22 protein-coding genes are annotated in these 24,870 nt (G+C 37.3%); 17 read left to right on the top strand and 5 right to left on the bottom strand.

Annotated elements, in window-relative coordinates:
* Positions 1 to 2: 2 nt before the first annotated feature.
* The 9 genes from nadD to AOM43_RS02675 all read left to right on the top strand — a co-directional run bounded on the left by nadD (position 3) and on the right by AOM43_RS02675 (position 8,154).
* Entirely contained in the window at positions 3 to 620 is a 618-nt protein-coding gene (nadD, locus tag AOM43_RS02720; protein WP_059358930.1) for a nicotinate-nucleotide adenylyltransferase, read from the top strand.
* Between the two features lie 137 nt (positions 621 to 757).
* The gene (gene rsfS / locus AOM43_RS02715) at positions 758 to 1,129 is read left to right on the top strand and encodes a ribosome silencing factor (protein ID WP_006340839.1); all 372 of its coding nucleotides are present in this window, start codon (positions 758 to 760) and stop codon (positions 1,127 to 1,129) included.
* A gap of 25 nt (positions 1,130 to 1,154) precedes the next feature.
* Positions 1,155 to 2,414 carry a beta-ketoacyl-ACP synthase II gene (gene fabF, locus AOM43_RS02710; RefSeq protein ID WP_006340838.1) on the top strand — a complete coding sequence of 420 codons (1,260 nt, stop codon included), beginning with the start codon at positions 1,155 to 1,157 and terminating at the stop codon, positions 2,412 to 2,414.
* The gene (locus AOM43_RS02705; RefSeq protein ID WP_006340837.1) at positions 2,407 to 2,835 is read left to right on the top strand and encodes a bis(5'-nucleosyl)-tetraphosphatase; all 429 of its coding nucleotides are present in this window, start codon (positions 2,407 to 2,409) and stop codon (positions 2,833 to 2,835) included. Before fabF ends, AOM43_RS02705 begins: the two co-directional genes overlap by 8 nt.
* Before the next feature lie 8 nt (positions 2,836 to 2,843).
* Positions 2,844 to 4,007, top strand: coding sequence for an aminotransferase class I/II-fold pyridoxal phosphate-dependent enzyme (locus AOM43_RS02700; protein WP_059358928.1), 1,164 nt, complete (start codon positions 2,844 to 2,846; stop codon positions 4,005 to 4,007).
* Positions 3,986 to 4,738, top strand: a complete 753-nt coding sequence (locus AOM43_RS02695; RefSeq protein ID WP_006340835.1) for a methyltransferase domain-containing protein — start codon at positions 3,986 to 3,988, stop codon at positions 4,736 to 4,738. The genes AOM43_RS02700 and AOM43_RS02695 overlap by 22 nt, the downstream gene beginning before the upstream one ends.
* Before the next feature lie 773 nt (positions 4,739 to 5,511).
* Positions 5,512 to 6,135, top strand: coding sequence for a dethiobiotin synthase (gene bioD, locus AOM43_RS02685; protein ID WP_006340833.1), 624 nt, complete (start codon positions 5,512 to 5,514; stop codon positions 6,133 to 6,135).
* 9 nt (positions 6,136 to 6,144) lie between these two features.
* Complete coding sequence (bioA, locus tag AOM43_RS02680) at positions 6,145 to 7,434, top strand: adenosylmethionine--8-amino-7-oxononanoate transaminase (RefSeq protein WP_006340832.1); 1,290 nt, start codon at positions 6,145 to 6,147, stop codon at positions 7,432 to 7,434.
* A 153-nt stretch (positions 7,435 to 7,587) separates the two neighbouring features.
* Entirely contained in the window at positions 7,588 to 8,154 is a 567-nt protein-coding gene (locus AOM43_RS02675; RefSeq protein WP_013924902.1) for a flavin reductase family protein, read from the top strand.
* A 68-nt stretch (positions 8,155 to 8,222) separates the two neighbouring features.
* On the opposite strand, the gene AOM43_RS02670 is transcribed toward AOM43_RS02675, so the two are convergent.
* Positions 8,223 to 9,287 carry a hypothetical protein gene (locus AOM43_RS02670; RefSeq protein WP_006340830.1) on the bottom strand — a complete coding sequence of 355 codons (1,065 nt, stop codon included), beginning with the start codon at positions 9,285 to 9,287 and terminating at the stop codon, positions 8,223 to 8,225.
* 1,012 nt (positions 9,288 to 10,299) lie between these two features.
* Between AOM43_RS02670 and AOM43_RS13630 the strand changes: the two genes are divergently transcribed.
* The 3 genes from AOM43_RS13630 to AOM43_RS02655 all read left to right on the top strand — a co-directional run bounded on the left by AOM43_RS13630 (position 10,300) and on the right by AOM43_RS02655 (position 13,813).
* Positions 10,300 to 11,340 carry a tetratricopeptide repeat protein gene (locus AOM43_RS13630; protein ID WP_226987376.1) on the top strand — a complete coding sequence of 347 codons (1,041 nt, stop codon included), beginning with the start codon at positions 10,300 to 10,302 and terminating at the stop codon, positions 11,338 to 11,340.
* Between the two features lie 182 nt (positions 11,341 to 11,522).
* Positions 11,523 to 12,506: an ADP-glyceromanno-heptose 6-epimerase gene (gene rfaD / locus AOM43_RS02660; RefSeq protein WP_006340827.1), complete on the top strand. Its 984-nt coding sequence runs from the start codon at positions 11,523 to 11,525 to the stop codon at positions 12,504 to 12,506.
* The gene (locus AOM43_RS02655) at positions 12,500 to 13,813 is read left to right on the top strand and encodes a bifunctional heptose 7-phosphate kinase/heptose 1-phosphate adenyltransferase (protein WP_059358924.1); all 1,314 of its coding nucleotides are present in this window, start codon (positions 12,500 to 12,502) and stop codon (positions 13,811 to 13,813) included. The genes rfaD and AOM43_RS02655 overlap by 7 nt, the downstream gene beginning before the upstream one ends.
* A gap of 7 nt (positions 13,814 to 13,820) precedes the next feature.
* On the opposite strand, the gene AOM43_RS02650 is transcribed toward AOM43_RS02655, so the two are convergent.
* Positions 13,821 to 15,410, bottom strand: coding sequence for a RasGEF domain-containing protein (locus tag AOM43_RS02650; protein ID WP_006340825.1), 1,590 nt, complete (start codon positions 15,408 to 15,410; stop codon positions 13,821 to 13,823).
* A gap of 170 nt (positions 15,411 to 15,580) precedes the next feature.
* On the opposite strand from AOM43_RS02650, the gene AOM43_RS02645 reads away from it, so the two are divergent.
* Positions 15,581 to 16,933, top strand: a complete 1,353-nt coding sequence (locus AOM43_RS02645; RefSeq protein ID WP_059358922.1) for a hypothetical protein — start codon at positions 15,581 to 15,583, stop codon at positions 16,931 to 16,933.
* Positions 16,934 to 16,963: 30 nt separating this feature from the next.
* On the opposite strand, the gene AOM43_RS02640 is transcribed toward AOM43_RS02645, so the two are convergent.
* The 3 genes from AOM43_RS02640 to AOM43_RS02630 form a co-directional block, all read right to left on the bottom strand.
* Entirely contained in the window at positions 16,964 to 17,998 is a 1,035-nt protein-coding gene (locus AOM43_RS02640) for a hypothetical protein (RefSeq protein ID WP_013924905.1), read from the bottom strand.
* A gap of 104 nt (positions 17,999 to 18,102) precedes the next feature.
* Positions 18,103 to 20,025 (bottom strand): hypothetical protein, encoded by a 1,923-nt coding sequence (locus tag AOM43_RS02635; protein WP_059358920.1) that lies wholly within the window; start codon positions 20,023 to 20,025, stop codon positions 18,103 to 18,105.
* A 12-nt stretch (positions 20,026 to 20,037) separates the two neighbouring features.
* Entirely contained in the window at positions 20,038 to 20,229 is a 192-nt protein-coding gene (locus AOM43_RS02630; protein ID WP_006340820.1) for a hypothetical protein, read from the bottom strand.
* Between the two features lie 166 nt (positions 20,230 to 20,395).
* On the opposite strand from AOM43_RS02630, the gene AOM43_RS02625 reads away from it, so the two are divergent.
* The 4 genes from AOM43_RS02625 to AOM43_RS02610 all read left to right on the top strand — a co-directional run bounded on the left by AOM43_RS02625 (position 20,396) and on the right by AOM43_RS02610 (position 24,391).
* Complete coding sequence (locus AOM43_RS02625; protein ID WP_006340818.1) at positions 20,396 to 21,187, top strand: alpha/beta hydrolase family protein; 792 nt, start codon at positions 20,396 to 20,398, stop codon at positions 21,185 to 21,187.
* 19 nt (positions 21,188 to 21,206) lie between these two features.
* A complete protein-coding gene (locus AOM43_RS02620) occupies positions 21,207 to 22,901 on the top strand; it encodes a diphosphate--fructose-6-phosphate 1-phosphotransferase (RefSeq protein WP_059358918.1) in 1,695 nt (564 codons plus the stop codon).
* A 109-nt stretch (positions 22,902 to 23,010) separates the two neighbouring features.
* On the top strand, positions 23,011 to 23,622 hold the full coding sequence (locus AOM43_RS02615) for a hypothetical protein (RefSeq protein WP_059358916.1): 612 nt from the start codon (positions 23,011 to 23,013) through the stop codon (positions 23,620 to 23,622).
* A 16-nt stretch (positions 23,623 to 23,638) separates the two neighbouring features.
* Positions 23,639 to 24,391, top strand: coding sequence for a hypothetical protein (locus AOM43_RS02610; protein WP_059358914.1), 753 nt, complete (start codon positions 23,639 to 23,641; stop codon positions 24,389 to 24,391).
* The last annotated feature ends 479 nt before the right edge of the window (positions 24,392 to 24,870 follow it).

Below are 24,870 nucleotides of genomic sequence, written 5' to 3'. Positions count from 1 at the left end.
CAATGATTGAAAAGATCGGTATTTATGGAGGGACATTTGATCCTATCCATTTTGGGCATCTCAATCTTGCTATTCAACTAATGGAGAAGCATGATCTAGCAGAAGTGTGGTTTTGTCCGGCTCGAATCAATCCGCACAAATTAGATAAGCAAGTAGTTGATAGTCAGCACCGCCTAGCGATGGTGGCTATGGCAATTGAGCCTATTTCAAAATTTAAGCTTTTAGATATTGAAACCAAAAAAGAAGGACCTTCTTATACAGTTGATACTTTGCGTTTTTTGCATGCACAGGAAATGCTAAGGTCTCACCCTCGCCAGCTCCATTTACTTATGGGGGATGATCATCTAGCCGCCTTTTTCAAATGGAAAGAACCGGAACAAATTGTACAGTTTGCCCCACCGTTGGTTGGTTGCCGGCAAGAGGGCTGTTGTTGGGAAGGAGGGGATGATCCGATTAGTCAGGCCATTTCAAAAGGAATGACGATTACCCCTGTTATGGAGATTTCCAGTACAGAAATTCGCGCAAGAATTGCCAAGGGTCTTTATTGTGGCCATTGGGTCCCTGAAAAAGTACTGGATTATATAGAGAAATATCAGCTATACTCTAAGGATACTTATTAATCTGAATTTTATGTTTGTCTCATTTTTATCAAACAATGTTTTCTGCTGTTTTTATTTTTACAGTTGAGAAATTAAAAAAGAGACTTTTTTAAAAACTCAGTTAACAAAATCCGAGTTTAGGGGCTTAAAATATCAAGATGAATGATTCGAATGAAAAAATTCTTAATGTCATTGCACAAGCAATTTTCGATAAAAAGGGAAGTAATATTTTAGCGTTAGATGTGAGAGACGTATCGACTTTGACAGATTATTTTGTCATTGCAGAGGGTACCGTTGATCGTCACGTGACGTCAATTGCTTCAACCATCCTTGATGCTGTCAAACCTTTAGGGCTAACTCCTTTGCATGTCGAAGGAAAAGATGGGGAATGGGTTATTATCGATTTCGGCGATATCCTTATTCATTTATTTGTTCCCGAACTTCGTGAAAAATATGCACTAGAATCTTTATTCGGCAAAGCGCGAATTGTGGATCTCGTAATCGATTCTAGTCGCAAAATACCAGGGTAAAGTATTAAAAAAAGGGTGAGACACGATGAGTAAAAAACGAATTGTTGTAACTGGAATGGGTCTTGTTTCATGTTTAGGGCATGAAGTCGATCTCTTTTATCAAAATTTATTGCAAGGTAAAAGCGGCATCACCCCCATTACTGGATTTCCTTGTGAAGAATATCCAACTCGTTTTGCTGGTGAAATTAAAGATTTTGATCCCGGTGAATACATCGATAAAAAACAAGCAAGACGTATTGATAAATTCATTGCTTACACTATTGTCGCAGGTAAAAAAGCCCTTGAATTGGCAGGATTAAACGCTCAAAAGCAAGAAGAATTAGACAAAGAGCGCTGCGGAATTATCATTGGCTCTGGCATGGGTGGAATGAAAACCTTCGTCGATGGAGTCCAAAATCTAATCGAAAAAGGTTACAAAAAAGTTTCTCCTTTCTTCGTTCCTTACATCATTACGAATATGGGCGGAGGCCTTTTAGCTAAAGAACTTGGCTTCATGGGACCAAACTATTCCATTTCAACAGCGTGTGCGACCGGTAATCACTCGATTATCGCGGCGGCTTCTCATATTCGCAGCGGTGAAGCTGATATTATGCTTTGCGGGGGAGCCGAGGCAACTGTTCTTCCTATTGGACTCGCAGGATTTAGTGCTTGTAAAGCACTATCAGAACGCAATGATGAACCGACAAAAGCTTCTCGCCCTTGGGACAAAGATCGCGACGGCTTTGTTTTGGGAGAGGGCGCTGGCGTTCTTGTTTTAGAAAGTCTTGAGCATGCTTTAGCACGAGGCGCAACAATTTATGCAGAGTATTTAGGCGGATCATCCTCATGCGATGCTCACCACATTACAGAGCCCCGACCTGACGGAAAAGGGGTTGCTTTATGTATTAAAAAAGCCTTAAAGGATGCGGGAATTTCTGCCGAAGATATCAACTACGTGAATGCGCATGCAACCTCAACTCCTGTTGGCGATATGGCCGAAGTCAATGCCTTAAAGCTGATTCTTCCAAACCCTTCAAAAGTTGTAATGAATGCAACAAAGTCTATTATTGGACATTGCTTGGGTGCTGCTGGAGGAGTAGAAGCGATTGTGACTGTAAAAGCAATTGCTGAAGGCAAAGTACATCCCACGTTAAATCTTGAAAATCCAGAACCTGGCTTGGATTTTCATGTTCCTCGAACAGCTGAAGAACTCACAATTAAAGCCGCTCTCTCGAATTCATTTGGATTTGGAGGGCACAATGCGACTCTCGTTTTTGCACCCTACAACCCGAATACTCATGACTGATTCTACTCAACTCGATTTAAGCTATGGTGTGATTCCCCTCCAAAAAAAGGATGGGGAATGGCACGTTTTTTTAATTCAAATGCTCGCGGGCTACTGGAGCTTTCCCAAAGGTCATCCTGATAAAGGGGAAACGGATATTCAAGCAGCTAAACGAGAACTTTTTGAAGAAACAGGGTTATCTATTTCTCAAATTCTCTTTCCTCAGCCACTTGAAGAACATTACGAATTTCAGCGATCCGGATGGCGAATACGAAAAAGTGTTTACTATTTTGTCGCGGAAGTAACTGGACAAGTTGCTTTACAACCAACAGAAATTCAGAACGGAAAGTGGGTTTTGCTGTCAGAAGCCATTCAGCATGTTACCTTTCCGGAAGGTAAAGCTCTCTGTAGGCAAATCATTCAGCTACTGTCTCAACGATAAGAATAAAAATGGCATGGGCAGACTTTTTTTTGGCACAACAAAAAAAACGAGAAGAAAGCCATCGGAATCGATCTATAAAAAAGTTTGAAAAAGCTGATGGAGCGATTCTTTCTTATGACACAAAAACTCTTATCAATTTTAGTTCGAATAATTATTTAGGCCTTTCCACCCATCCTCATGTGATTCAAAAATCTCAATTATTTTTGAAAACATATGGCGCTGGCGCCACGGCTTCGAGAATCGTGTGTGGCTCTTGGCCCTACCATCAGGAAACCGAACAAAAACTTGCAAAATCAATTGGAAAAGAAGATGCACTTCTTTTTTGCAGTGGTTTTCAGGCTAATCTGACGGTTTTGCCTGCTTTAGCGGACAGACAAACTCTTATCCTGTCTGATAGATATAATCACAATAGTCTCCTTCAAGGTGCCAAACTATCCCATGCAAAGTGCTTGCGCTACAATCACAACGATTTACAACATTTAAAGCGTTTGTTAACACAATATACCACAAGTTTTCAGCGTGTCCTAATTGTCTCTGAATCTTTTTTTGGAATGGATGGCGATCAAGCTGATTTAGATGGCCTAAGCCAGCTCGCTAAAGAATTTAAGGCATTGCTATACGTGGATGACTCCCATGCTTTTGGAGTATTAGGCCCAAATGGAATGGGGCTTGCTGCTAATAGAGAGGATGTCGATATAGTCATGGGAGCCTTTGGAAAAGCTGCAGGATGTTTTGGCGGTTTTATTGCGGGCTCACACATTCTTAAACAGCATCTTGTTAATCAATGTTCGGGTGTGATGTTTAGCACAGCTCTACCGCCCGCTATGGTAGGCGCTATTGCGGGGGCTTTAGACATGATTCCTAATTTAAATAAAGAAAGAGAAGTGATCCAAAATTTAAGTCTTTTCTTGCGTAATGAAATAAGAAAACTAGGATATGATGTTGGAATAGCTAAAAATCATGTGATTCCTGTCTTGATTGGGGAAGATGAAAAAGCGTGCTCTCTTTCTACATTTTTAGAAACTCAGGGGATATTAGCACTTCCCATAAGACCTCCTACAGTTCCAGAGGGCACTGCGCGTCTTCGGTTATCTCTATCATCGGCTCACACGACTTTCCACATTGAAAAACTCTTAGAGGCTCTTTGCGTATGGAAAACATTAAAAAATTGATCGCTCAAAATTTTTCAAAGGCAGCCATTCAATATGAACAAGAGGCTATTCTACAGAAAATGTGTGCGGAGCGACTTGCTCAGATAATAAAGAATTATCAGGCCATAATTGTGCCTGGAGCTGGTGCCGAAATTGGATGTGGAACCGGTTTTTTAACGAAACAGCTATTAACACTATTTCCAAGCAAACCGATGGATATTACAGATTTATCCGTTCAAATGGTGGAACAGTGCAAATCTAATTATTGCCATTCCAATTTAAGCTTTTCAGTGCAAGATGGAGAAAACTATCCCCAGAAGGCCTACGCATTTATCGCTTCTAATTTGGCTTTTCAATGGTTTAGTCGATTCAAAGAAAGCTTCTCTAAACTGCAAGATTCCCTAAAACGAGAAGGCATTCTCTTTTTTTCGACCCTCGTTGAGGGGAGCTTTGCTGAGTGGAAAAACATCTGTCAGGCTTATCATCTTCCTTATACAGCGAATCCTTTACCAAAAGTTGAAGACTTGGAAAGTATTTACCCTGAGGGAGTATTCGAAATACAAACCTATTCTCTATTTTATCCTTCAGCCCTTCATTTTTTTCGCCATTTGCAAAATATTGGGGCCTCAACCTCTGTGGGCAAACAACTTGCACCTCTAACCTTAAAACAATTGATTAAGGCCTGGAATCACGAGAGTCCTTCTGAAATTACGGTTTCTTATCGAGTGGTTTTTGGAGTAATAAAAGTTTAATAGAAAAACCCAATTGATATTTTGGGTGTTTTTATTAAATTAAGGCTAGGATATGAAACAGCCAACCCGCTTTGATGTCCTTCATTCTCTTCTATCTAAATTTTCCTTTACGGCTAAGGAAGCAAAAGCGCATGGCGTCTCTTCTGCAATTCTGGCTTATTAAATGGATATATTTTTTGCATTAAGTAAAGATTTTTCATTACGTTTTCTTCGCTAGTTCTATCCCCCAATTTTTTTTCTGCCTTTATGTTAGCTTTTCTCTCATTTTCATCTTTTTGAATTTGGCGAAATTCGGAATTATGGATTTCTTGGTTTTCGAAAAAATCTTAAAGCAAATTCATTAATGCTACTTTTTGTATATTGTCCGATCGTTAAATCAGCTTTTTGATCGTGTATTTTTTTTCCACCAGATTCAAATGAAATGACTTTACCTTATAATCCCTTCGAATACCATCTTCACCCAAAGCAATCACACGTCTATTATCAAAACGCACAAGATGTAAACATAAGGAAAATGAGAGATCCCCTTCCAATAGTGTAAAAGATGAATTTTGACCTTCGGCATCTCTATTAAAAAAATAGAAGGATCCATCCAATTTGATGAAACAGGATTTAAATCGCTTAAAAATTTATGGGTTGCTCATTTAAAAAATTTGGGAAAAATAGCGCTAGACCTTAAACTTCCCCAAGATATTCACGAAATTATTCAAGAAATCAACTCCTATTTGATTAAACAAAGGGTAATTTCGAAGAAATAACCATGGAGAATTCTCATGCACAATGCATTTCCTTCCCAATTTTTTGTGACTGGAACAGGAACGGATGTTGGAAAAACAGTCGTATCCGCCATTTTAACCTATGGATTAAAAGCGGCTTATTGGAAGCCTATCCAAACAGGTTCAGAATATGGAACGGATACCTTTTTTGTCAAAAAGGCAACTCAATTACCTGATCATCATTTTTTTTCAGAGGCCTATTGCTTTTCTAAACCACTTTCCCCACATGCTGCTGCAAAACTTGAAGGAGTGGAAATTGACTTAGATTTAATTAAAATTCCACAGACATCTCTGCCGCACCTGATTTTAGAGGGCGCGGGGGGAATACTCGTTCCACTCAATTCGGATCAAACTCTTTTAGATCTATTGCGTCTTTTGAACATACCCATATTAATTGTTGCTTCAACCACTCTTGGAACGATTAACCACACCCTAATGACCATTGAATGTTTACGAAATGCCGGTATTTCAATTTTAGGCGTGGTCATGAATGGTCCCAAAAATGATGTCAACGCGCATGCCATTTCTCACTATGGAAAGGTCACTATTTTAGCGGAAATCGAACCGCTTGCATCTGTCTCTCCTCAACATTTACTTCACGCATACCAAGCTTTTTGCTAAAGGTTCTCTATGAAAAATTCTCCGATTTGGCATCCCTTCACCCAAATGAAAAATACTTTATCTCCTTTGAAAGTTGTTAAAGGGGAAGGTCCATATTTAATAACAGATGAAGGTCAAAAGATTTTTGACTGCATTTCTAGTTGGTGGGTGAATATCCACGGACATGCACATCCTCGCATAGCTGAAGCCATTTATGCCCAAGCTTTACAATTGGAACATGTGATATTCGCCGGATTTACGCATGAACCTGCTGAGCAGGTAGCTGAAATGGTATTAGATGTTTTGCCCAATCATTTTTCAAAAGTGTTTTTTTCTGACAATGGTTCGACGGCAGTAGAAGTTGCTTTAAAGCTGGCCTATCAATATTGGCGCAATCAAGGGGAGAATGATAGACGGCTTTTCTTATGTTTTGAGGGAAGCTATCATGGCGACACTTTAGGTGCTATGTCAGTCGGTGAGCGTTCACTCTTTACATCACCGTTCCAGGATTTGTTATTCAAGGTTCATTTTGTACCCTACCCAACCACACATATCGATGATGAAGATATCGAAGATAAGGAAGCTAAAGCTTTAAAAGCTGTTGAAGACTGTTTTCTTTTAAATCCAGGTCAATACGCAGCTGTGATTATTGAACCCCTTGTTCAAGGAGCTGGTGGTATGCGGATGTGCCGGCCACAGTTTTTGGAAAAATTACAAAAACTAGTAAAAGATTATCAGACGTTGTTGATTTACGATGAAGTCATGACGGGTTTTGGAAGAACAGGGGAGTGGTTTGCTTGCCAAAAAGCTAAAACATCTCCCGATCTCATCTGCCTAGCAAAGGGACTAACGGGGGGATTTTTGCCTCTTTCTCTCACCGTTTGTACAGAGGAAATTTTTGCAGGCTTTCTGAGCGATGACCGAATGAAAACCTTCTTTCATGGACATTCTTATACAGCCAATCCTTTAGGATGTGCAGCTGCTTGTGCATCACTAAAACTTCTGCATGAATCAACAGCCATTTTTCAACAAATGGAAAGCCATCATAGAGGCCACTTGAAGCAATTACAAAAGCAGCATGCTACCGTTAAAAACATTCGAACTTGTGGAACAATCGCGGCCTTTGATGTTGTTACGAAACAGGCGGATGGCTATCTAAATGATATCGGTTTAAAATTACGTGAATCTTTTTTACGTGAAGGTCTTTTAATTCGACCATTAGGAAATACGGTTTATTTAATGCCACCTTATTGCACAACCCATATACATCTCAATCAGATTTATCAGACCATAAGTGAGGAATTAAAAAAAATCAGATAAAATCGATCGCAGTTTTTTAATTCTCCTATGGAATTTTCCTATTTGAGAGGATTTTAAGCATTTCAAGTTATATATTTTGATGTAAAAAATATGCCCGATTTCTCTAAAGTATGAAATAAATCAAATATTTTCTATTTAGAATGAGGGAGGGATATGAAAATTTATAAGAAATACAAGAAATACGATTTTCCGGTGGATGATATTAGGCGCTTTTTGGAGCCTGGCCCGATTGTCTTAGTTAGCTCCGCCTGGAAATCTGAGCAGAATATTATGACGATGGGATGGCATATGGTGATGGGATTTTCGCCATCTCTTATAGGTTGTTATATATGGACAGAGAATCATAGTTTTGAAATGATTTATAAAAGTAAAGAATGTGTATTTAACATTCCAACGGTTGATATGGCTGATACGATTGTGGGAATAGGAAATACGACAGGAGCTGAAATTGATAAGTTCAAAGAATTTGGTTTAACGGCAGCAAAAGGAGTAAAAGTTAGTGCTCCACTTATCCAAGAATGCTATGCAAATTTCGAATGTAAACTGATAGATTCCAGCCAAGTGAAGAAATATTCTCTTTTCATTTTTGAAGTTGTGAGGGCCTATGCGCCGCGTAGACCTAAATATCCAACAACCATTCATTATAGGGGAGATGGGCAGTTTATGGTTTCTGGAAAATCTCTTAATCTGCGTAAAAAATTCAAACCAGAAATGCTTTAATAAAATTTTCTTGGAGGATTTAGCTTGAATTTGAATAAAAACTTTTAAAGTGTTTCCCTTGGTAAAAATCACAATCCTAGTAATTCATTTAGTTCTTCCATATTGAATTTAACAGGTGGTATACTTTGGTTAATTTGATCGACTATTTGGAAGCATTTTAAAGATCGGAATGCAGTTACAAGAGGACGTAATACACAGAATTTATCTTCATCGTTAATAATTTTTTTGGCAGCCCGATGCACTCTATCTAATTGCTCTAATGAAGGAGATGCTTTTATGACATTTACGAGTGCAGTCCCTTTTTCTTTTCCAAGTTCTGAAAAAGAATCCACTAAGTCCAAAGCTTTATCTAACTCTTTTAAAGCTATCAGCTTATTGGAAACTTCTAATCTAAGATTATTTTTCTCATGCGCATCAAAAGGAAAAAAATTAGATTTTATAATTTCATCTAATACATTTAAATCTGAAGATTTAGTTATAATCTCGGAAATTGCACAACGTTTTCTAAAACAAACTATCCCTATAGTCTCGGACATTATTTTAGCCAGATTTAGAGCTTTTTCTGCATGATTTAACTTAAGATATTCTTGAATAAGCTCATGTTGGATTTTAGCTTTTTCTTCCTCATTAGTCATAGATAAACATTCAAAAGAAGATATCTCTAGATCTAAGAGAGCTAAAAAATCTTTAAATTCATGCGATCTAAAATCTTTAATATCAATATGTTTCGCATCTTCTTTTTTTAAGGACTGCAACATCGACAGAAGTTCAAATTTTTGCGTTTTTATGAATGCAATCAAATTAAAGGATAAATCTCGATTTTTGTAGTTCTCAGCAATTTGTAAGCATAAATTTGTTAATTTTTGCGAAATCTCTGGGTAGTGCTCATGTACTTGACATTTTATGCAATCGATTAGTTCTAAAATTTTGCGCTTTTCTCTCTGTTCGCAAGCTGATGTAGCAAGTAACTTCCATGTTCGATTTATAAGAAATATAGGCGGAAGATCTTCTCTATTAAGGAAAGATAAGGTGTGCATGATTAATTCAGGGGGAATGTTTGTAAAAACCCCTAATGCTGGTTCTTCAAAAGTTTGATAAATATTAGTAGTTTCTGAAGGCTTTTGGACGAACATAAAATTCTTCTCTTGGATTTACTAATTTAATAACTTTTCAATACTAAACTATGATAATACATTTAATTGAATATAAAGCGATATGATTTTTTTAATTAAAATATCTATTAGCGTAAATACAAGAATGTTGCAGGTTATTTATGAGCACTTTGATAGGTAGGTATTTCAATGGGTTGTGGCTTTTCATCTATATGATCTAAAAAAAATGAGCAATATTTTTTTTAACATTCATTTACTTACATTCATTTTATTGATTTATATTCATTGAATTACTATCGTCTTGCCAGAATATTTGTCAAGGAGCATGCAAGTGGCCGTACCCCTATGTAAAACTGAAGCAAGTTATCGAGCTCACTTAAGCAAATTGGAGAAAAAAAGCGATCTACCTCAAGCTTGCCTAAATACAAAATGGGGAATTTCATCAAAACCAGATAGTATTGTTGTTGGTTGGCTAAAATGGTTTATTTCTCTTCTTCCGAAAGTTCATTTAGCTCAGACAAATTCCTTAAAGGTTGCTAAAAGCATTGAAAAATTTGCTCATAAAAATGCATTTTTTTTTACAGATCTTGATCAATTACAACTTGTAGAAATTGTCAAAAAACTTAAAAAAAAGAACCTGAAAAAAAATAAAAAAGCATTTAATAAAATCATTGATCGCATCAATGCAATAAAAACCACTCAAACATTTAAGCATGTTTCGGATTTCCCTCCCGAAGTACTTTTGCCTATTTTCGACTATTTAGGAAAGGATTGGAGAAATGCCACTCTGGTCAATTCTCGGCTGCGAGAAATCGCAATAAGCAATCGTATTAGAGATGAATCCCTACTAATTAACAAATTACATGATTTTTTAGTTGAGCATATTCAATCGCAAGAAAATTTAGAAGATGCGCTAGGGAAATCGAGAAAGGATTATATTCAGGAAGTTAAAAAAAATTTTGATTTTTCTGAGGTTACAACGCTTTCTCAATTAAAAATTTCCATTTTTAAAGAAAGATTAAAAATTTGGTATTTGATTAAAAATTTTACGGAAGAAGAATTAAAAAGCCTGCAAGAATCTTCTAAAAATCTGAGGATGCCTTTTTTATTTGACGATATTTTTGAGCAAGAAGAATCTTTAGAAAAAAATCTAGCAATAACTGAAGATTTTATTAAGAATAGTTTATACACTGAAATAAGTCATTATTTAGATGAAATTTTTAAGGATGATTCATACAACCTTCAAAGAATTTGTTTAAAATTAACTCGTCATGAAGAGCTTGATTTTGCCTTAGCTATGGCGAATACAATACCTAAAGCAAGTTATGGCAATGTTTTTAAAATGCTATCAAAAAGCTTGATAAAAAAAGGCCGAATTGATGAGGCTGTGGAACTAATGGATAAAATTTACGATCCACTTATACTTCGTGATATAGCAGTTAAGCTGGCAAAAAAACAGCAATTCGATCAGGTAAGGAAACTACTGAAAAAAATTTCAAACCCTACAGATACACTTCGTAGAATAGCAGTTGAATTTGCAAAAAAACAGCAATTCGACCATGCAATGCAAATGATATGTGAAATTTCAAATCCGTATGACCAAAATAGAACTAAAAAAGATATTTGCAAAATCTTTATGCAAAATAAGGATTTTACAAATGCCAAAAATTGTGCTCTTTCAATTTCGAACGTAGCTTTTAAAAACATTGTTTTAAATGATGCGATTAATTTTTGCTTAGATAAGAATTTAATTGAAGAGGCTCTGGATTTTGCTTTTGAAGTTCCACGCAACGGTTTTAAAAAACCAACACTTCGTAGAATTTGTCAAATTTTTGTAAATGAGGGCCTTTTTGAAAAGGCCTTGAATTTTATGAAGGTGTTTCCAGACGACGAAGATCAAAGCTTTTTTGAGATGTTTGCAAAAGAACTGATTGGAGAAAAAAATCAATTACAAAAAATTAAAGAATTGGCTTTTTCGATTTCCGATGAAAAAATGAAATCACTCAAAAAAAATGAAGTCACACAATTGCGAGCTTTGAGAAAAATTTTGAGTCTTATGGAAAAAAAATTTTAGGATTACTAAAAGTTGGCGATCATGCCGTTTTCGTTAACTAAATGGCTTGGACAAAAAGTATGTAGAGGAGATTGATCTTGCATAAAACAAACGATTTGGATCAATTTAGCTTTTTGATACAATTCGCATTCACTTCGTATAAATAGAATGCTTGCCAATTTTTAGCTTAGTTCTGAGGAAAAATGAAAATATATGACGATCAACTAATTGTTGTCACTGGTGGGGCTGGTTTTATTGGCTCTGGGGTGATACACCATTTAAACGACAAGGGACTTCGCAATATTGTCGTTGTGGATGATCTCGGAACAAGTGATAAATGGAAAAATCTAGTCGGCAAGCAATTCATTGATATCATATCCAAACATCATCTTTTTGAATGGCTTAAAGGAAAAGAGCATCTTATCGACGCTTTTATTCACTTAGGGGCTTGCAGCAGCACGGTGGAAAAAGATGCTAACTACCTCTTGGAGAATAACTATCGCTTTACTGTCCATCTCGCCGAATATGCGATCAAAAATAATCACCGGTTTATCTATGCTTCCTCTGCTGCGACGTATGGTGACGGATCCGATGGATTTCAAGATAGCCACAATGAGCTTCAAAAATTAGCCCCACTCAACATGTATGGATACTCTAAGCATCTTTTTGATCTATGGGCTTCTCAACAAGAAATCTTAGATAAAATCGTAGGCTTAAAATATTTTAATGTTTTCGGACCAAATGAGTGGCACAAAGGACGTATGGCTTCTGCCATAATGCACGTGGTTCCTATGGCCTTGAAAGAAGGGAAAATCCGTTTATTCAAATCAAATGATCCTCATTTTTCAAACGGGGGGCAACAACGAGATTTTATCTATGTGAAAGATGTGGCTCGCATGACCTGTTCCTTTTTAGATAATGATGTAACGGGAATTTTTAATATAGGAACAGGGATAGCTGAAACGTGGAATGATCTTGCCAAGGCTATTTTTAAAGCGTTAAATCTTCCAGAAAACATTGAGTATATTGACATGCCACCTGATTTATTAGGCAAGTATCAAAACTATACATGTGCAGACATGTCTAGAACATGGGGTGTTTTAGGCGATCTAGCAAAATGTACTCCTCTCGAAGAATCTGTAAAAGATTATGTTCAAAATTATTTGCTTCCGGAGAAAAGATGGTAAGACTGACGGGCTCAATTAGCCAACTTTCTAATCAAAAAGTAATGGTCATTGGAGATTTCCTCCTTGATACGTATACAATAGGAAAAGCGCGTCGGATTTCACCCGAAGCACCAGTCGCTGTGATCCAAGTCGAACGGGAAGAACATCGTCCTGGAGGTGCTGGAAACGTTGTGTTAAATTTACTTTCTCTTGGTGCTCATGTCATTGCTGTTGGGCGTATTGGAGAAGATTTATCAGGTAAATTGCTTGCAGAGACACTCCAAGATGAAGGGATTTCTACTGCGGGGCTAATGATTCAAGCCGGTTACCCAACACCTGTTAAAAATCGCGTGATTGCCGAAAATCAACAAATTGTACGGGTGGATCATGAACGTATCTTGCCTATTCCAGAGATGCTAGAACAACAAGTGATAGAAAAACTCTCTTCGCTTTTGGAAGACGTGAAAGTTGTGGCTATTTCAGATTATGGCAAAGGCTTTTTATCTCCCACATTGCTGAGTGGATTAATGGCTGAAACGAAAAAAAGAGGCATTCCTGTTATTACAGACCCTAAAGGAATTGATTTTACTAAATATCAAGGTTCCACGGTCATCAAACCAAACCTCAAAGAAGCTTATGAAGCCGTGAACCTACCCTTCGAAACTTCTTTGGATGAAGTGGCTAAACGGGTTCTTAAATTGACACAAGCCGAAGTTTTAATGATTACACGTTCAGAATGTGGAATTTCTTTGTTTTATCCCAATGGGAAACGAGACGATTTTCCTGTGGCTGTTCGGGAGGTCAAAGATGTGACAGGAGCTGGGGATACAGTCTTGGCCATACTCGCATGTTCTGTTGCTTCAGGTTTATCCTTAGGGGAAGCAGCACAACTTTCCAATGTAGCTGCGGGCATTGCCATTGAACGTTTTGGTTGTGCTCGGGTGACTATATCTGACCTAGCCCATCGATTATTAGAATTAGATGTGGATAATAAAGTTTTTAATGAAAATCATTTCTTCGCCCTTCAAGAAGTTTTACGAGGAAAATTTCTAGCAATCATTGGCTTATCGAGTAAAGATGGGTTTAGTGCGGCGCTTTTTGATGCCATTCAGCAATTGAGACAAAGAGAAAACTGGAATGTTTTGGTGAACGTATTAGACCGAGAACCTCTTCCTGCTTTTATTCAAATGCTGGCTTCCCTGCATACGATTGATTTTATCAGCCAGCAAGACAACATGGAAAAGCTGACTTCTATCATGCAACCCAATGAAGTCTATTTAGCTGCTTCAAATGGGTTGCAAAAGATCGAGCCTATAGTTATCTTTTAAATAGGGATTACTTTCTTGGTTCTCTTTTTAAAGAAAGTGACTGTAAATAATCTTTAATGTGTTCATCCCTAGTTTTAACTGTGGCTTGTTGCATTCCGAATTCTTTTGCCTGTGCTTCCAATTTTTTAATATTTTCTTTGATAAATCCATTAAATTCTTTCGTATCTTCAAAAGAAAACATTTTTAGAATTGTCGCATTTCTAGGTATTGGTGGCGTCGATTCAGTTTCTTTTATTGCAACCAAAGGCTTGAGAATCTTTTCAAAAACTTCACCAAGATTTTCTGCTTTATTTTCTGATCCACCAATAATAATCGCTCGAGATAAAACACCTGGAGCAGGGAGTGGGGTGAGTCCTTTTTCTTTAAATTTATTTTCAGCAGTCCGTAAGTTTTTAAAATTTTCACCTGGATCGAAAACATTTTTCAAATACTCATTTGCATCTTTTCCATCTTGTGACAATACATTAGCAGTCTGTTTTAGCCTGTCAATCGAGGTACTGCTTAAGGTTGAGTAGATAGCCATTCCTGTGCAAAAATCGCCCATTTCACATGCATCTTTCCCAACTTGGGCGTAAAAAGAAAGAAGAGCAGCTCTTTTACCAACATTTTTTTCTCCGAGTATTTCTTTGCCTACAGAAAAAGAAATATTTTGTGAAAAATTAGCCAAAGCATCGTAAGAAGGAACTTCCCCTTTTTTATCAATTTTTTTTGTTGCTAATCCATGTAAGTCTAGATTTTTAAAATAAGCATCTGCTTCCCTTCGCAAAGTTGAAGCAATTTCTTTAGTTAGCTCTTTATTAACAGGCTGTTTTTTTGCCAAATCAGATAATTTACTTACAGATTTGGATGAAACAGCGTCAATCTCCGATTTAGGGGTGAATTGAGGTGGCACGGCTTTTTTAGTTTCTTCTTTTGGGGCAATGTTATCTAATTTCATATTATGTAGGCCTTGAAGTTGCTCACCTTTAGCCATACGATGACTTGCAATAGCCTTTCCGATGGGGCTTCTTTCAAGAATTTGCGTAATTTTTGGCGTGGGAGGCAGGGGTTTAGCACGCTGAGTTAAAATATCGGGTGCTGAGTGTCGAACGGATGACGGAGCTGGAGATGCAGCTCTTCTCTGCGGAAAAGACTGTCTTTCAGTGACTTGACCAGTTTGACTTGCTTCTACAGGTTTTCTTTGCGGAAAAGACTGCCGTTCAGTTACTTTACTTGAAGGTTGACTAGGGGGAGCAGGCGGTGGCTTTCTTGTAGCAAGCGACTCACGCGAAGTCATGATTAATTGATCTGTACTAGGAGCGCTTCTAGAAGGAAGGGACTGGCGCCTATCCACAAGAGGAGGCTTTGGAGCTGTTGGAAGAGGGGGTGGTGTTTTGACTGCTGGCATTTGTTTTAAAGATTGTGATAAACCCTTAATTTTATCTGTCACTTGAGCCAAGCTATCGCCCGGTTGCGATTCGACAAATTTACGACCTGAACTTTTAGCTTCCATCGCAGGTTTTTTTTCAAGAGAAGCTTTATCGCTACCAGAAGAGACTGCACCCGGGGGTACAAAGGGCTGAACCAAACTGCGATTTGGAATTTGCATATTTTCCATAGACGATACCTCAGATTCTTATAATTATACCGAGTTAAACATCCTACTTTCTATTTTATTACTATAAATTTATATTGTCAAATAGAGGGAAAATTAAATTGCTATTGAAATTTTGAGCTTATTTAATTAATGTTCAAATTAAATGCCAAAATCAAGCAAAGAGGTAAATTATGTCTGAGCCATTTCATTGGCAATGCCATCCCAAAGCCGAAGCCTTGGTTCTTGAAATTGTTGAGCATGCTACTCATTTAAACCCTTTTATCGAGCAACTAAACCTCCATTTGCTTCAGCAGACAAGCACACGTCTTTTTGACTGGGTTGATCATGTTGTGATTGGCTATTCTCCTTTAATTGAAAATCAGCTCAATGAAGCAGGATTTACAGCAGAGTTTGCCGCCCCGACTTATCGTGTATTTTCCCATCCCGGAGCCCAACTCCCTCGCGTGATTTTAAAAGATCAGGAACAAGAGGAAATTGGAATCGCCTTAAAAGTTGAAAATATTGCAGACTTTTTAATGGTTCATACAATTTCGGGTTGGATTGAAGGAAGTCCTTATAGTGGATTTCGTCGATGCCTAATTTCTACACAAAATCATTGTAAACTGTGGGTGGTTGAAAGGCGGGGAACATTGACCATGGAACCTACTTATCCTCCAGAAACTGATCAAATCAATTACATAGATGCCGTCGAAAAATGGCAAAGTAGGCCGCGTGTTTTGGACGATGAAAATCAAGCAATGCAGAGAGCTCTTTTGCTTGCTGAAGAAATTGTCGAATTGGTGGGGCGCGATTTAGCCGCTTGGATTGTTTTAGAGGTTGAAAGAAAGTATTGGCAGCTGAAAAATACGGCAGGGCAAATTCAAAAAAATCGGCAAGATCGTCTTGGATTTGGGTGGGCTAATCACGACCACCACACATTCCGATCTTCAAGAGAAAGATTTCATTCCCTTGTGCGTCTTTTTGAAATCTTAGGATTTCACTGTCGAGAACGCTTTTATGCTGGTCAAGAAGCTGGCTGGGGAGCCCAAGTAATGGAAAATTCTCGCTGCGGCCTTGTTCTTTTTTTAGATGTCGATCTTTCGGCTGAAGAGTTAGAATTCGATTTTTCTCACCATCCTTTGCTCCCTAAAAAGCATCTGGGAACGGTGGGGTTATGGTGTGCTCTGCATGGAGATTCCATTTTACAATCGGGTATGCATCATCTAGAAGCTCAGTTTATGTTTGATCAGTTAGCACATGATTTAAATTCGCAAGGGATCAAGATGATGGATCCATTCAGTTCCTTTCCCTATTTGAGGCAAGCTTTTACTGCCGGTGAAAGATGGCACGTTAATCCTCATCGTATTCAAAGACTTGTTGAAGAAGGGAAGATTTCACATGAAGAAGCCGACAAGTTTTCCAAAGAAGGGGCTATTGGAAGTCATCTGGAAAATCTTCAAAGGCGAGAAGGTTACAAAGGTTTTAATCAAAAGAATGTGAGTTATATTATCAAAAAGACAGATCCTAGAACGATTCAATTGTGAGAGCTACTTTTAAAGTAGCTCTCATCTAGGTTATGATGAAATGCTAAAGGCGGGTGCTTTGAAATATTTTGGCTGGGACCAAAGTTGTGTTAACGTTTTAGAAGCAGGGGGTTCACCTTTGCGATCGACGATAACTATTCTGCTATAGGTTAATTCTTCATGAAGAGCATTCATCGCATCCTGAAGATCGGTTAAATTTTCAGTCAGTTCAGAAATCAACATTTCTTTATGCTTTTTAATCGTCACATGAGCTTCTAAATAGATTTCCTGAACTTTATCTCGAGTGTCCTTGTCATATGCATCTAATTCTAATGTAAAGGGAGTCTCAATTTCTTCATTCAATTTTTTAATGAGATTGTTATTATCTATGAAAATTTTTTCTACACGATCAAATAAATAGTTATAACTGATGGCATATTCACCTTCTTCCATAAATTTTCTTCCCGTTTCTAAGATCGCAAATTTTTTTTCAGCCTTTTCTTTAGGAAGCGTTTCTGTTCTATAGTCATGAATTTTTGTTTGGAATAACTTTACATCCTCTATTAAAGAAGAAATTGATTTAAGATTATATAATTGAATCCCAATAGATCTCGTATGCCAATTTGCAAATTCAAGCTTGGCAAGAACACTCTTAGTGAGCAAATTGCGGGCATAGTGCTTAATAAGCGTATTTAGTGAAGAATAGATATAGGCATTTCGATGATTGAGCCTCTCATAAATATCACCCTGACGGTTGATGTCGAACACATTTAATTCATTGATGTGTTCCTGTAATTTTTTGCTGAATTTTTCAATATTCAATGTTGTGCGATGTCGTTTGTGATCTTCCTGAATTTCATGCGTTTGAGAGCTTATACAGCCATTTTTCAGAAGAATTTCTGAAATTTTATTCATCGTTTCTTCGGCATTCACAATACCTTGAGAGTGCTTAGAAACATACTTAGCTATTTTTTTCAAAGCTTTTGGATGATCACTATGGGTGGATGTTTCAGTCGCGGTAGATACCTCGACTGAAACATCTTGATAAATTGGATGTGTTGTAGTCGAAAATGATGTAGCTTGCATTGCAATCCTCCTTGTATTAGTTTGCAAAAGGGCTATCAACTTTCAATTATTTCTAAGCAAACATCCGATTTGAATATTTTTGCAATCATAAAATTTAAAATCTATTAAAAATTAGGTCCATTATGTTGGAGCAAAGCTTTCCAATGGGCAAGCATTTCGGGTGATAATAATTTGAAAAATCGTTTATAAAATACGGGCCAAACATGGTGATGTTCGGTGTCGACAAAAGCTAAACGACCGTCCTTGGCCCAAGGAATGTTGTTGTAATAAAGAGAGTCTTTTAAGCCCACTTTTGTCACAACTTTATAGATTGCATTCAGATGCGCTTTTGTCATTTTTTTTCGAAATAATTGCTTGTTTTTATCTCTTTCAACAAGCTTCATATCTTCTGAAAGTAGAACAAAATTTTTTCTTTTCTTGCATCCAGGACCTGGTGATGGATATGTAGGGAGGGGATAGATATACTTTTTGGGAACTTTTAAAAGTGATTGACAACCAAACTCATTAATGGCTTTTTGCGTGTCTTGTGCTCCTTGAATACGATGCACCCAATTTTTCCAATCTTCATTTTCCTGTGCATCTGTCATAATTTTGATGAAGTACCCTTTAATTTTTTTATGCCTAGTTGGATAAATCGGACTATAACTTCCTTTTTTGGTCCAATAAAAACCGGCTTTTTTTAAAGATCTTGTATCAGCTAAGGCTCTTGATTTAGAAAAAATACGATCTAGAGAACCTCTTAAGGGGTGATTTTCAGGAAGCAAATAGGGAGAGACTGTTTGCCAAACCTGATCTGAAATATGCGGTGGCTTCTGATATTTTGCACCTTGTTTAGACTTTTCGAAAGCTATGTCTGAGAGGGCGTCAAAGCTTGAATGTAAATTCTTTCGATCAAGAACTCCATTATGGTTATCAACTTGCAAAAGTGTTCTGGGATGGTACATTCCAAAATCGTAAACACGGACAATTTCTGAAGGAACTGCATAAGTACCGTCTCGTTCAGCAATAATACGGTAAAAGGCATACTTCGGATTGATTTCTGTTGAGCATTGATCTGACACAAAGAATGTATAATCGATATCTTGCTCTGTCTGACCATAAATCGGAGGAAGAAAATCCAAGGCATTAGATCCAAAAATCCAGTAACTAGTTGAAGGATTCTGATCAGCTTCCCAACTTAACTCATAGCGATCTTCATCAATTTTAGAAAACTCAATATTTCGGACCTGTTGAGGTTTGATGACTTGAAAGGTAAATGGGATGCTCCATTCACACCAAGAACCATTTTGAAGACCTTTTACCCGAATGAAATATTCTTGATTAGAATTTAAGAAGGTCTGACAAATTGGATCGAGCTGAATGGTTTCATTGGATAGTTGAACCTGATTTAGGTTGGGTATTAAGGCGTCGAAATTTTTATCAGACGTTATTTGCCACCAAATCGCTTCGCAATCATTTGTTGAAAGCAAAAAAAGTTTGTCGAAATCAATAATTTCCACAGAAGAAGGAGATGAGCTGTTTTCTAGTCCTTCCAATGAAGCTAAATTAACTTTCTCCCATCCATCTGGAAGACAAGGCCAATCATGATGTTCAATGATTTTGAAATGGGCGAGATTATTCCATGAATCCGCAAGATTAAAAAACGCAAAGGGCCCTCCAACTTTGGTTCGAAGCATGATGAAGGGGTCATCTGCAATTTCGTCGAACGATGCCATAGACTCATTATCCAACTGGAGATAATAAGTATCGTGCCAAGTGTCTAAGAGATTCCAATTGTCATTGTAAAAATATTGAAAGACGGTGGATGATTGGTGGGTCGGAATTCGTTCAAAAGGGCAATCGAGTTCGGCAGCCTTTTTTGCTAAAAAAAATGTTTTTTCTTCAGGGGATAACTTAGAATGTGAACTAAGCTGCTCAAACGTCTTTTTTAGTTGTAATCCAACCCCTGCATCTTCCGCAAATAATTGTGGACCGGATAAGCAAAGTAGGCATAAAATGACTTTTGCAAAAGTACCAAATTTTTTCATATTTCATTTCCTTTATCTTTTTAAAGCAAGAAATAACCATCGTACAAGGACATAGCTGAACCAAAATAAGAAAGCTGCCAGTAAAGCTGCGAACAGACTTTTCCAAAAGAGCTGCGTGTCGTTGTAAAATAAATAAAAACTAAAAATCAACATGATTCCAGCAAAGATATAGCTTGTTTGATTAATGAGGGGGCTATCGTCCATTTAAATCCTTATGAGAATGGCTAAAATTTACATGCGTGTAGGCATATATGATCTTTTTGACAAATTTGAATTTTGGCAACTAAAAAATGACATAGAGACAAGTATTCTTGCTGTAAACCTTCTAGCGTGCTAAAACTGATTCAATCAATGTAAGTCATGGGATTCTATGAAAAAGACAGAAACACGCGAAGCTGTTGTCCTAACAAATGATGAAAATAAGTTATTTGGCATCTTGCACCGCCCTTTAATCTCTCCACCGTATCCAGCGATTCTTATTTGCCATGGATTTGGCGGCGATAAACTTGGCCGCAATCATCTCTACCTCATTTTAGCACAGCTTTTAGCAAAGGAAGGTATCGCTACTCTTCGTATCGATTTTCGAGGCTGCGGAGATAGTGAGGGGAATTTTAATGAAGTCACTTTTGAAAATTTGTTGAGCGACGCAAAGGCTTCCCTGGATTTTTTACAGCAAGATACATGTATTGATCAGAATCGATTAGGTGTGCTTGGAAGATCATTAGGAGGAGCCCTTGCAGTCCTATTAGCCAGCCATACTAACGCTTTCAAAACAATTTGTTTATGGGCCCCCTTGTTTACTGCTGAAGATTGGAAAGAGAAATGGAAAATTTTACAAAAAGTAAAGGATCCTCACCAAAAAGAAGAACTTATGCGTGTCAATGGGAAAAAGGCTAGCTTTACTTTTTATGAACAATTGTTTCAAATGTGTTTGGATAAAGAGCTTTTAAATCTTAATCAGGTTCCTTTAATGCATATTCAAGGGAAAAACGATGTGATTATTGCGGATTCCCATGCGCAAGGCTATCGTAAAAATCGGGAAAATATCCAAGCTGAATCAAAATTTATTGAACTTCCAAATAGTGATCATGATTTTTCACATACTGAAGAGCAGCGTTTGGCAATCGAAGAGACGCTGACATGGTTTAAACGAACCCTTTAACTTTGCCGAGGTGTTTTTAATGCGGATTCATAGCTCATTACAAAAACGACGTTTAGCTTATTTGCCTAGATTGCCAGAAATTTTGCGTTCTTTAACGCGTCTTGTTCCTCTTTTTGAAGCCGAAAACCATGAAAATGAACTTCCTCTTCCCGTCGTTCAACTTTTTTCCAAGACAATTGATCAACAACTACTGCGATTTGTAGAAGGGGAGAATAAAACTCATCGACCCCTTAACGTCGGGGTTGTATTTTCTGGCGGTCAAGCTTCTGGAGGACACAATGTCATTAGCGGTCTATTTGATGCATTAAAACTGCTAAATCCTGAAAGCAAGGTTTTTGGCTTTTTAAATGGTCCAGCAGGAATTATCAATAATCAATCCATGGAAATTACAGCCGAAATTTTGAAAAACTTCAGAAATTTGGGTGGATTTGATCTCATAGGATCCGGACGTACCAAAATCGAATCGCCTGATCAATTCCAAGCAGCTCTGAAAGCCGTGCAAGGATTACATCTCGATGGACTGCTTATCATTGGAGGGGATGATTCCAACACAAATGCAGCCTTTTTAGCTGAATATTTTTTAGCTAAAGGATGTAAAACATGTGTTGTAGGCGTTCCTAAAACAATCGATGGAGACCTAAAAAATGAATCAATTGAAGTCTCTTTTGGATTTGATACTGCTTGTAAAACCTTTTCACAGACAATTGGAAGTATTCTCACAGATTGCTTATCCGCTAAAAAGTATTACTTTTTCATTAAGTTGATGGGAAGATCTGCTTCTCACATTACCTTGGAGTGTGCTCTTCAAACGCATCCTAATTTGACATTTATAGGTGAAGAGATCGCTGCGCAGCAAAAAACATTGAAGGATATTGTTCGACAAATTACCGATATGATTTGTCTGCGAGCAGAAAAAAAGAAAAATTACGGAGTGATTTTAATTCCTGAGGGATTGATTGAATTTATTCCAGAAGTTAAGACACTGATTCAAGAACTAAATACTCTTTTAGCTAGCTCTTTGCCTCATTTAAAAGAAATCGAAGCTAGACCAAAAGCAAGCGATAAAATTGAATACATCATCAAAAAATTGAGCATTCCTTCTCAAGAGTGTTTTTCTCTATTAACACAAGATATTCAACTTCAATTACTGATGGGACGCGATCCCCACGGCAATGTGCAAGTGGCGAAAATTGAAACTGAAAGATTATTAATTGCCCTTGTGAGTCAAGCCTTAGCTCAACGCAAAAAAACTGGCACATATGTCGGAAACTTCAGTGCACAACCGCTTTTTTATGGCTATGAAGGTCGATCATGTTTGCCTTCCAATTTTGATAGCCAATATTGTTATGCATTAGGACATGTCGCAGCTTTACTTGTGAATGCCAAACTAACGGGTTATATGAGTTGTGTAACCGATTTAAGCTTACCCGTTGAGCAATGGGGAATTGGAGCAACGCCCTTGATTAAAATGATGGGGATGGAAGAAAGAAACGGGGAGTTAAAACCTGTGATTCAAAAATCCCTTGTTAACTTGCAGGGCAAACCGTTTGCAATTTTTTCTCAAGAAAGGGATAAGTGGATTTTAGAAGATTTATATTGCGATCCAGGGCCTATTCAGTTTTTTGGGGCTAGAGATGAAACAGATCAAATTCCTTTGACTTTAGAATATGAATATTCAAGACATACACATTTAAGTTTTTCTCATACAAGCTAACTTTTAAAGGAATGCCCGAGATTTTTATTGTATAAATACGTGAGTGTATCTATATAAAAATTTAACTAAGTGTAAATGTTATCCGATTGGTCAACTTAAGGAAATACAAATGTCAAGAATGATCTTTTTACTGGTAATTCTAGCTGCTGTCGCAATGACGTATCTTTTTGTGGATTATGCTAAAGATTCTTACAAAATTCTTCCTGTTACAAAAGAAGTTAGCGCTGCTGGGCCAAAAACGCCTTGGTTGAATTTTAGATCACCTTCAGGGAAGTTTGAAGTCAAGTTTCCTAAACAACCTCAACATGCCACTGAGAAATTAGTCGACCCAAAAACGAAAGAAGTTCGTGAATATGACATGTACGTCGCCGAAAATGAAATCGGCGACGTTTACATGATTAGCCTAATCACTTTTAATGAAGTGGATACTCCCGATGAACAAGCTTCGTTACTCACCTCAGTCATGAATAACATGGTAAATGCAAGTACAAAAAACGTCTTAAAGACTATGGAAAATGGTTTTTTTCAAGATCGACAGTCTTTAGATTTTACGATTCAAAATGGCGAAGCTGAGATCCAAGCTAAAGCATTTATTGTAGATAAAATACTTTATGTTTTAACCTGCGTATCAAAAAAATTGAGCAATGCGCCAACAGAATTTGATTATTTCGTTCACTCTTTTCAGTTATTGAACGAAAAAAAAACCTTAGACAATAAGTGAAACATACGGACGATTCATGATAAATCAAAAATCTTTTGTTTACGCCACCTTTCTACTTACAACTTTGGTTGGAAGTTTTGCCTATGGTGCGACAAGCTCGTCAGCACCAGGGTCTTCTTCTTCGGGTAGTTCTTTTGGAAACACCAGCTCTTTCCCAAACCCTCCGACACCGGGTGGTACACCAGGTAAACCCGCAACAACTCCACCAAAGCAAACTCCTTTTAAAAGAGTTCAAGAAAAACCTCCAGCTAAACCCATGGGGACAAGTGATATTCTCTACACTTCACCTGGTGTTATTGCTTTGAAAGATGGAGTATGGGCCGGAAGCGACCACTTATACAATTTAACTGATAAAATTGGGATTTCAATTGAAGTTATAAAACCAGCAAACTTTACCGCTGCGGTTTCTGAAGAGTCTCTTAAAAAGATTGTTGCCGAAATTTTTGAGAAAGGGAATTTAGCTCCCATTATGCGTCCTGGAGAAACCTCAAATCCGCTTCCCTTTTTCCATATTCTGGTGATGCTTTATCCCCATGAAGGAGCTCTTGCTGTTTTTTGTGAAGGGCGCTTGTTTGAAAATGTTCAAATTACTCGAGTTTTTCTAGATAAAGATACCCAGCTACAAGCAATTACTTGGGAAAAGCAAAGTATTGTCATTATTCCTTTGTTTGATGCTCAGGCCCAAGTATCTAAAGCCGTTGCAAATATTGCGACAGCTTTTGTCGATCGCTATAAGTATTTTGAACATGTGAAAATTCAAAGACAATAAAAACAATCGGAAGAAGTAAAAGAATTCATTCTTTTACTTCTTCCGATTTTATGTTCTCTCATCTCCTGATTACCATCCAAATTTAATTAATTTATTTGTAGTAATATTTCTAATTAGAAGCGCTTTATATCTTGCGACATAATCTTTTATAAATTCAAATACATGCAAGGATTACAACGCTTCTACAATTTGATAGACTTCTAGAAAATATCCCTCCTAAATCTTACCAGGTATGTATTTAATCAATTCAAAATGAAACTCAAATCGCAGCTAATTCTTATTTGGTCTCTACTTGAATTTTTCAAGCTAACAATAAGTACTCTAAATATTTGATCTTTATGCAATGATCCAAAATGGCCGAGAATCACCTTATCTTGCTAAAGATAATGAGTTTAAGTAATATGCTTTGGTCCTTCTTAGGTGAAGGGCGCTGAAAAAACAAAAAAAAGCATTTATTGCGATTTTTAAAAATGAATGAA

The organism is Parachlamydia acanthamoebae (assembly GCF_000875975.1).
In the GTDB taxonomy this organism is placed as follows: Bacteria; Chlamydiota; Chlamydiia; order Chlamydiales; family Parachlamydiaceae; genus Parachlamydia; species Parachlamydia acanthamoebae.
This window is presented reverse-complemented; position numbering and strand designations above follow the sequence as displayed.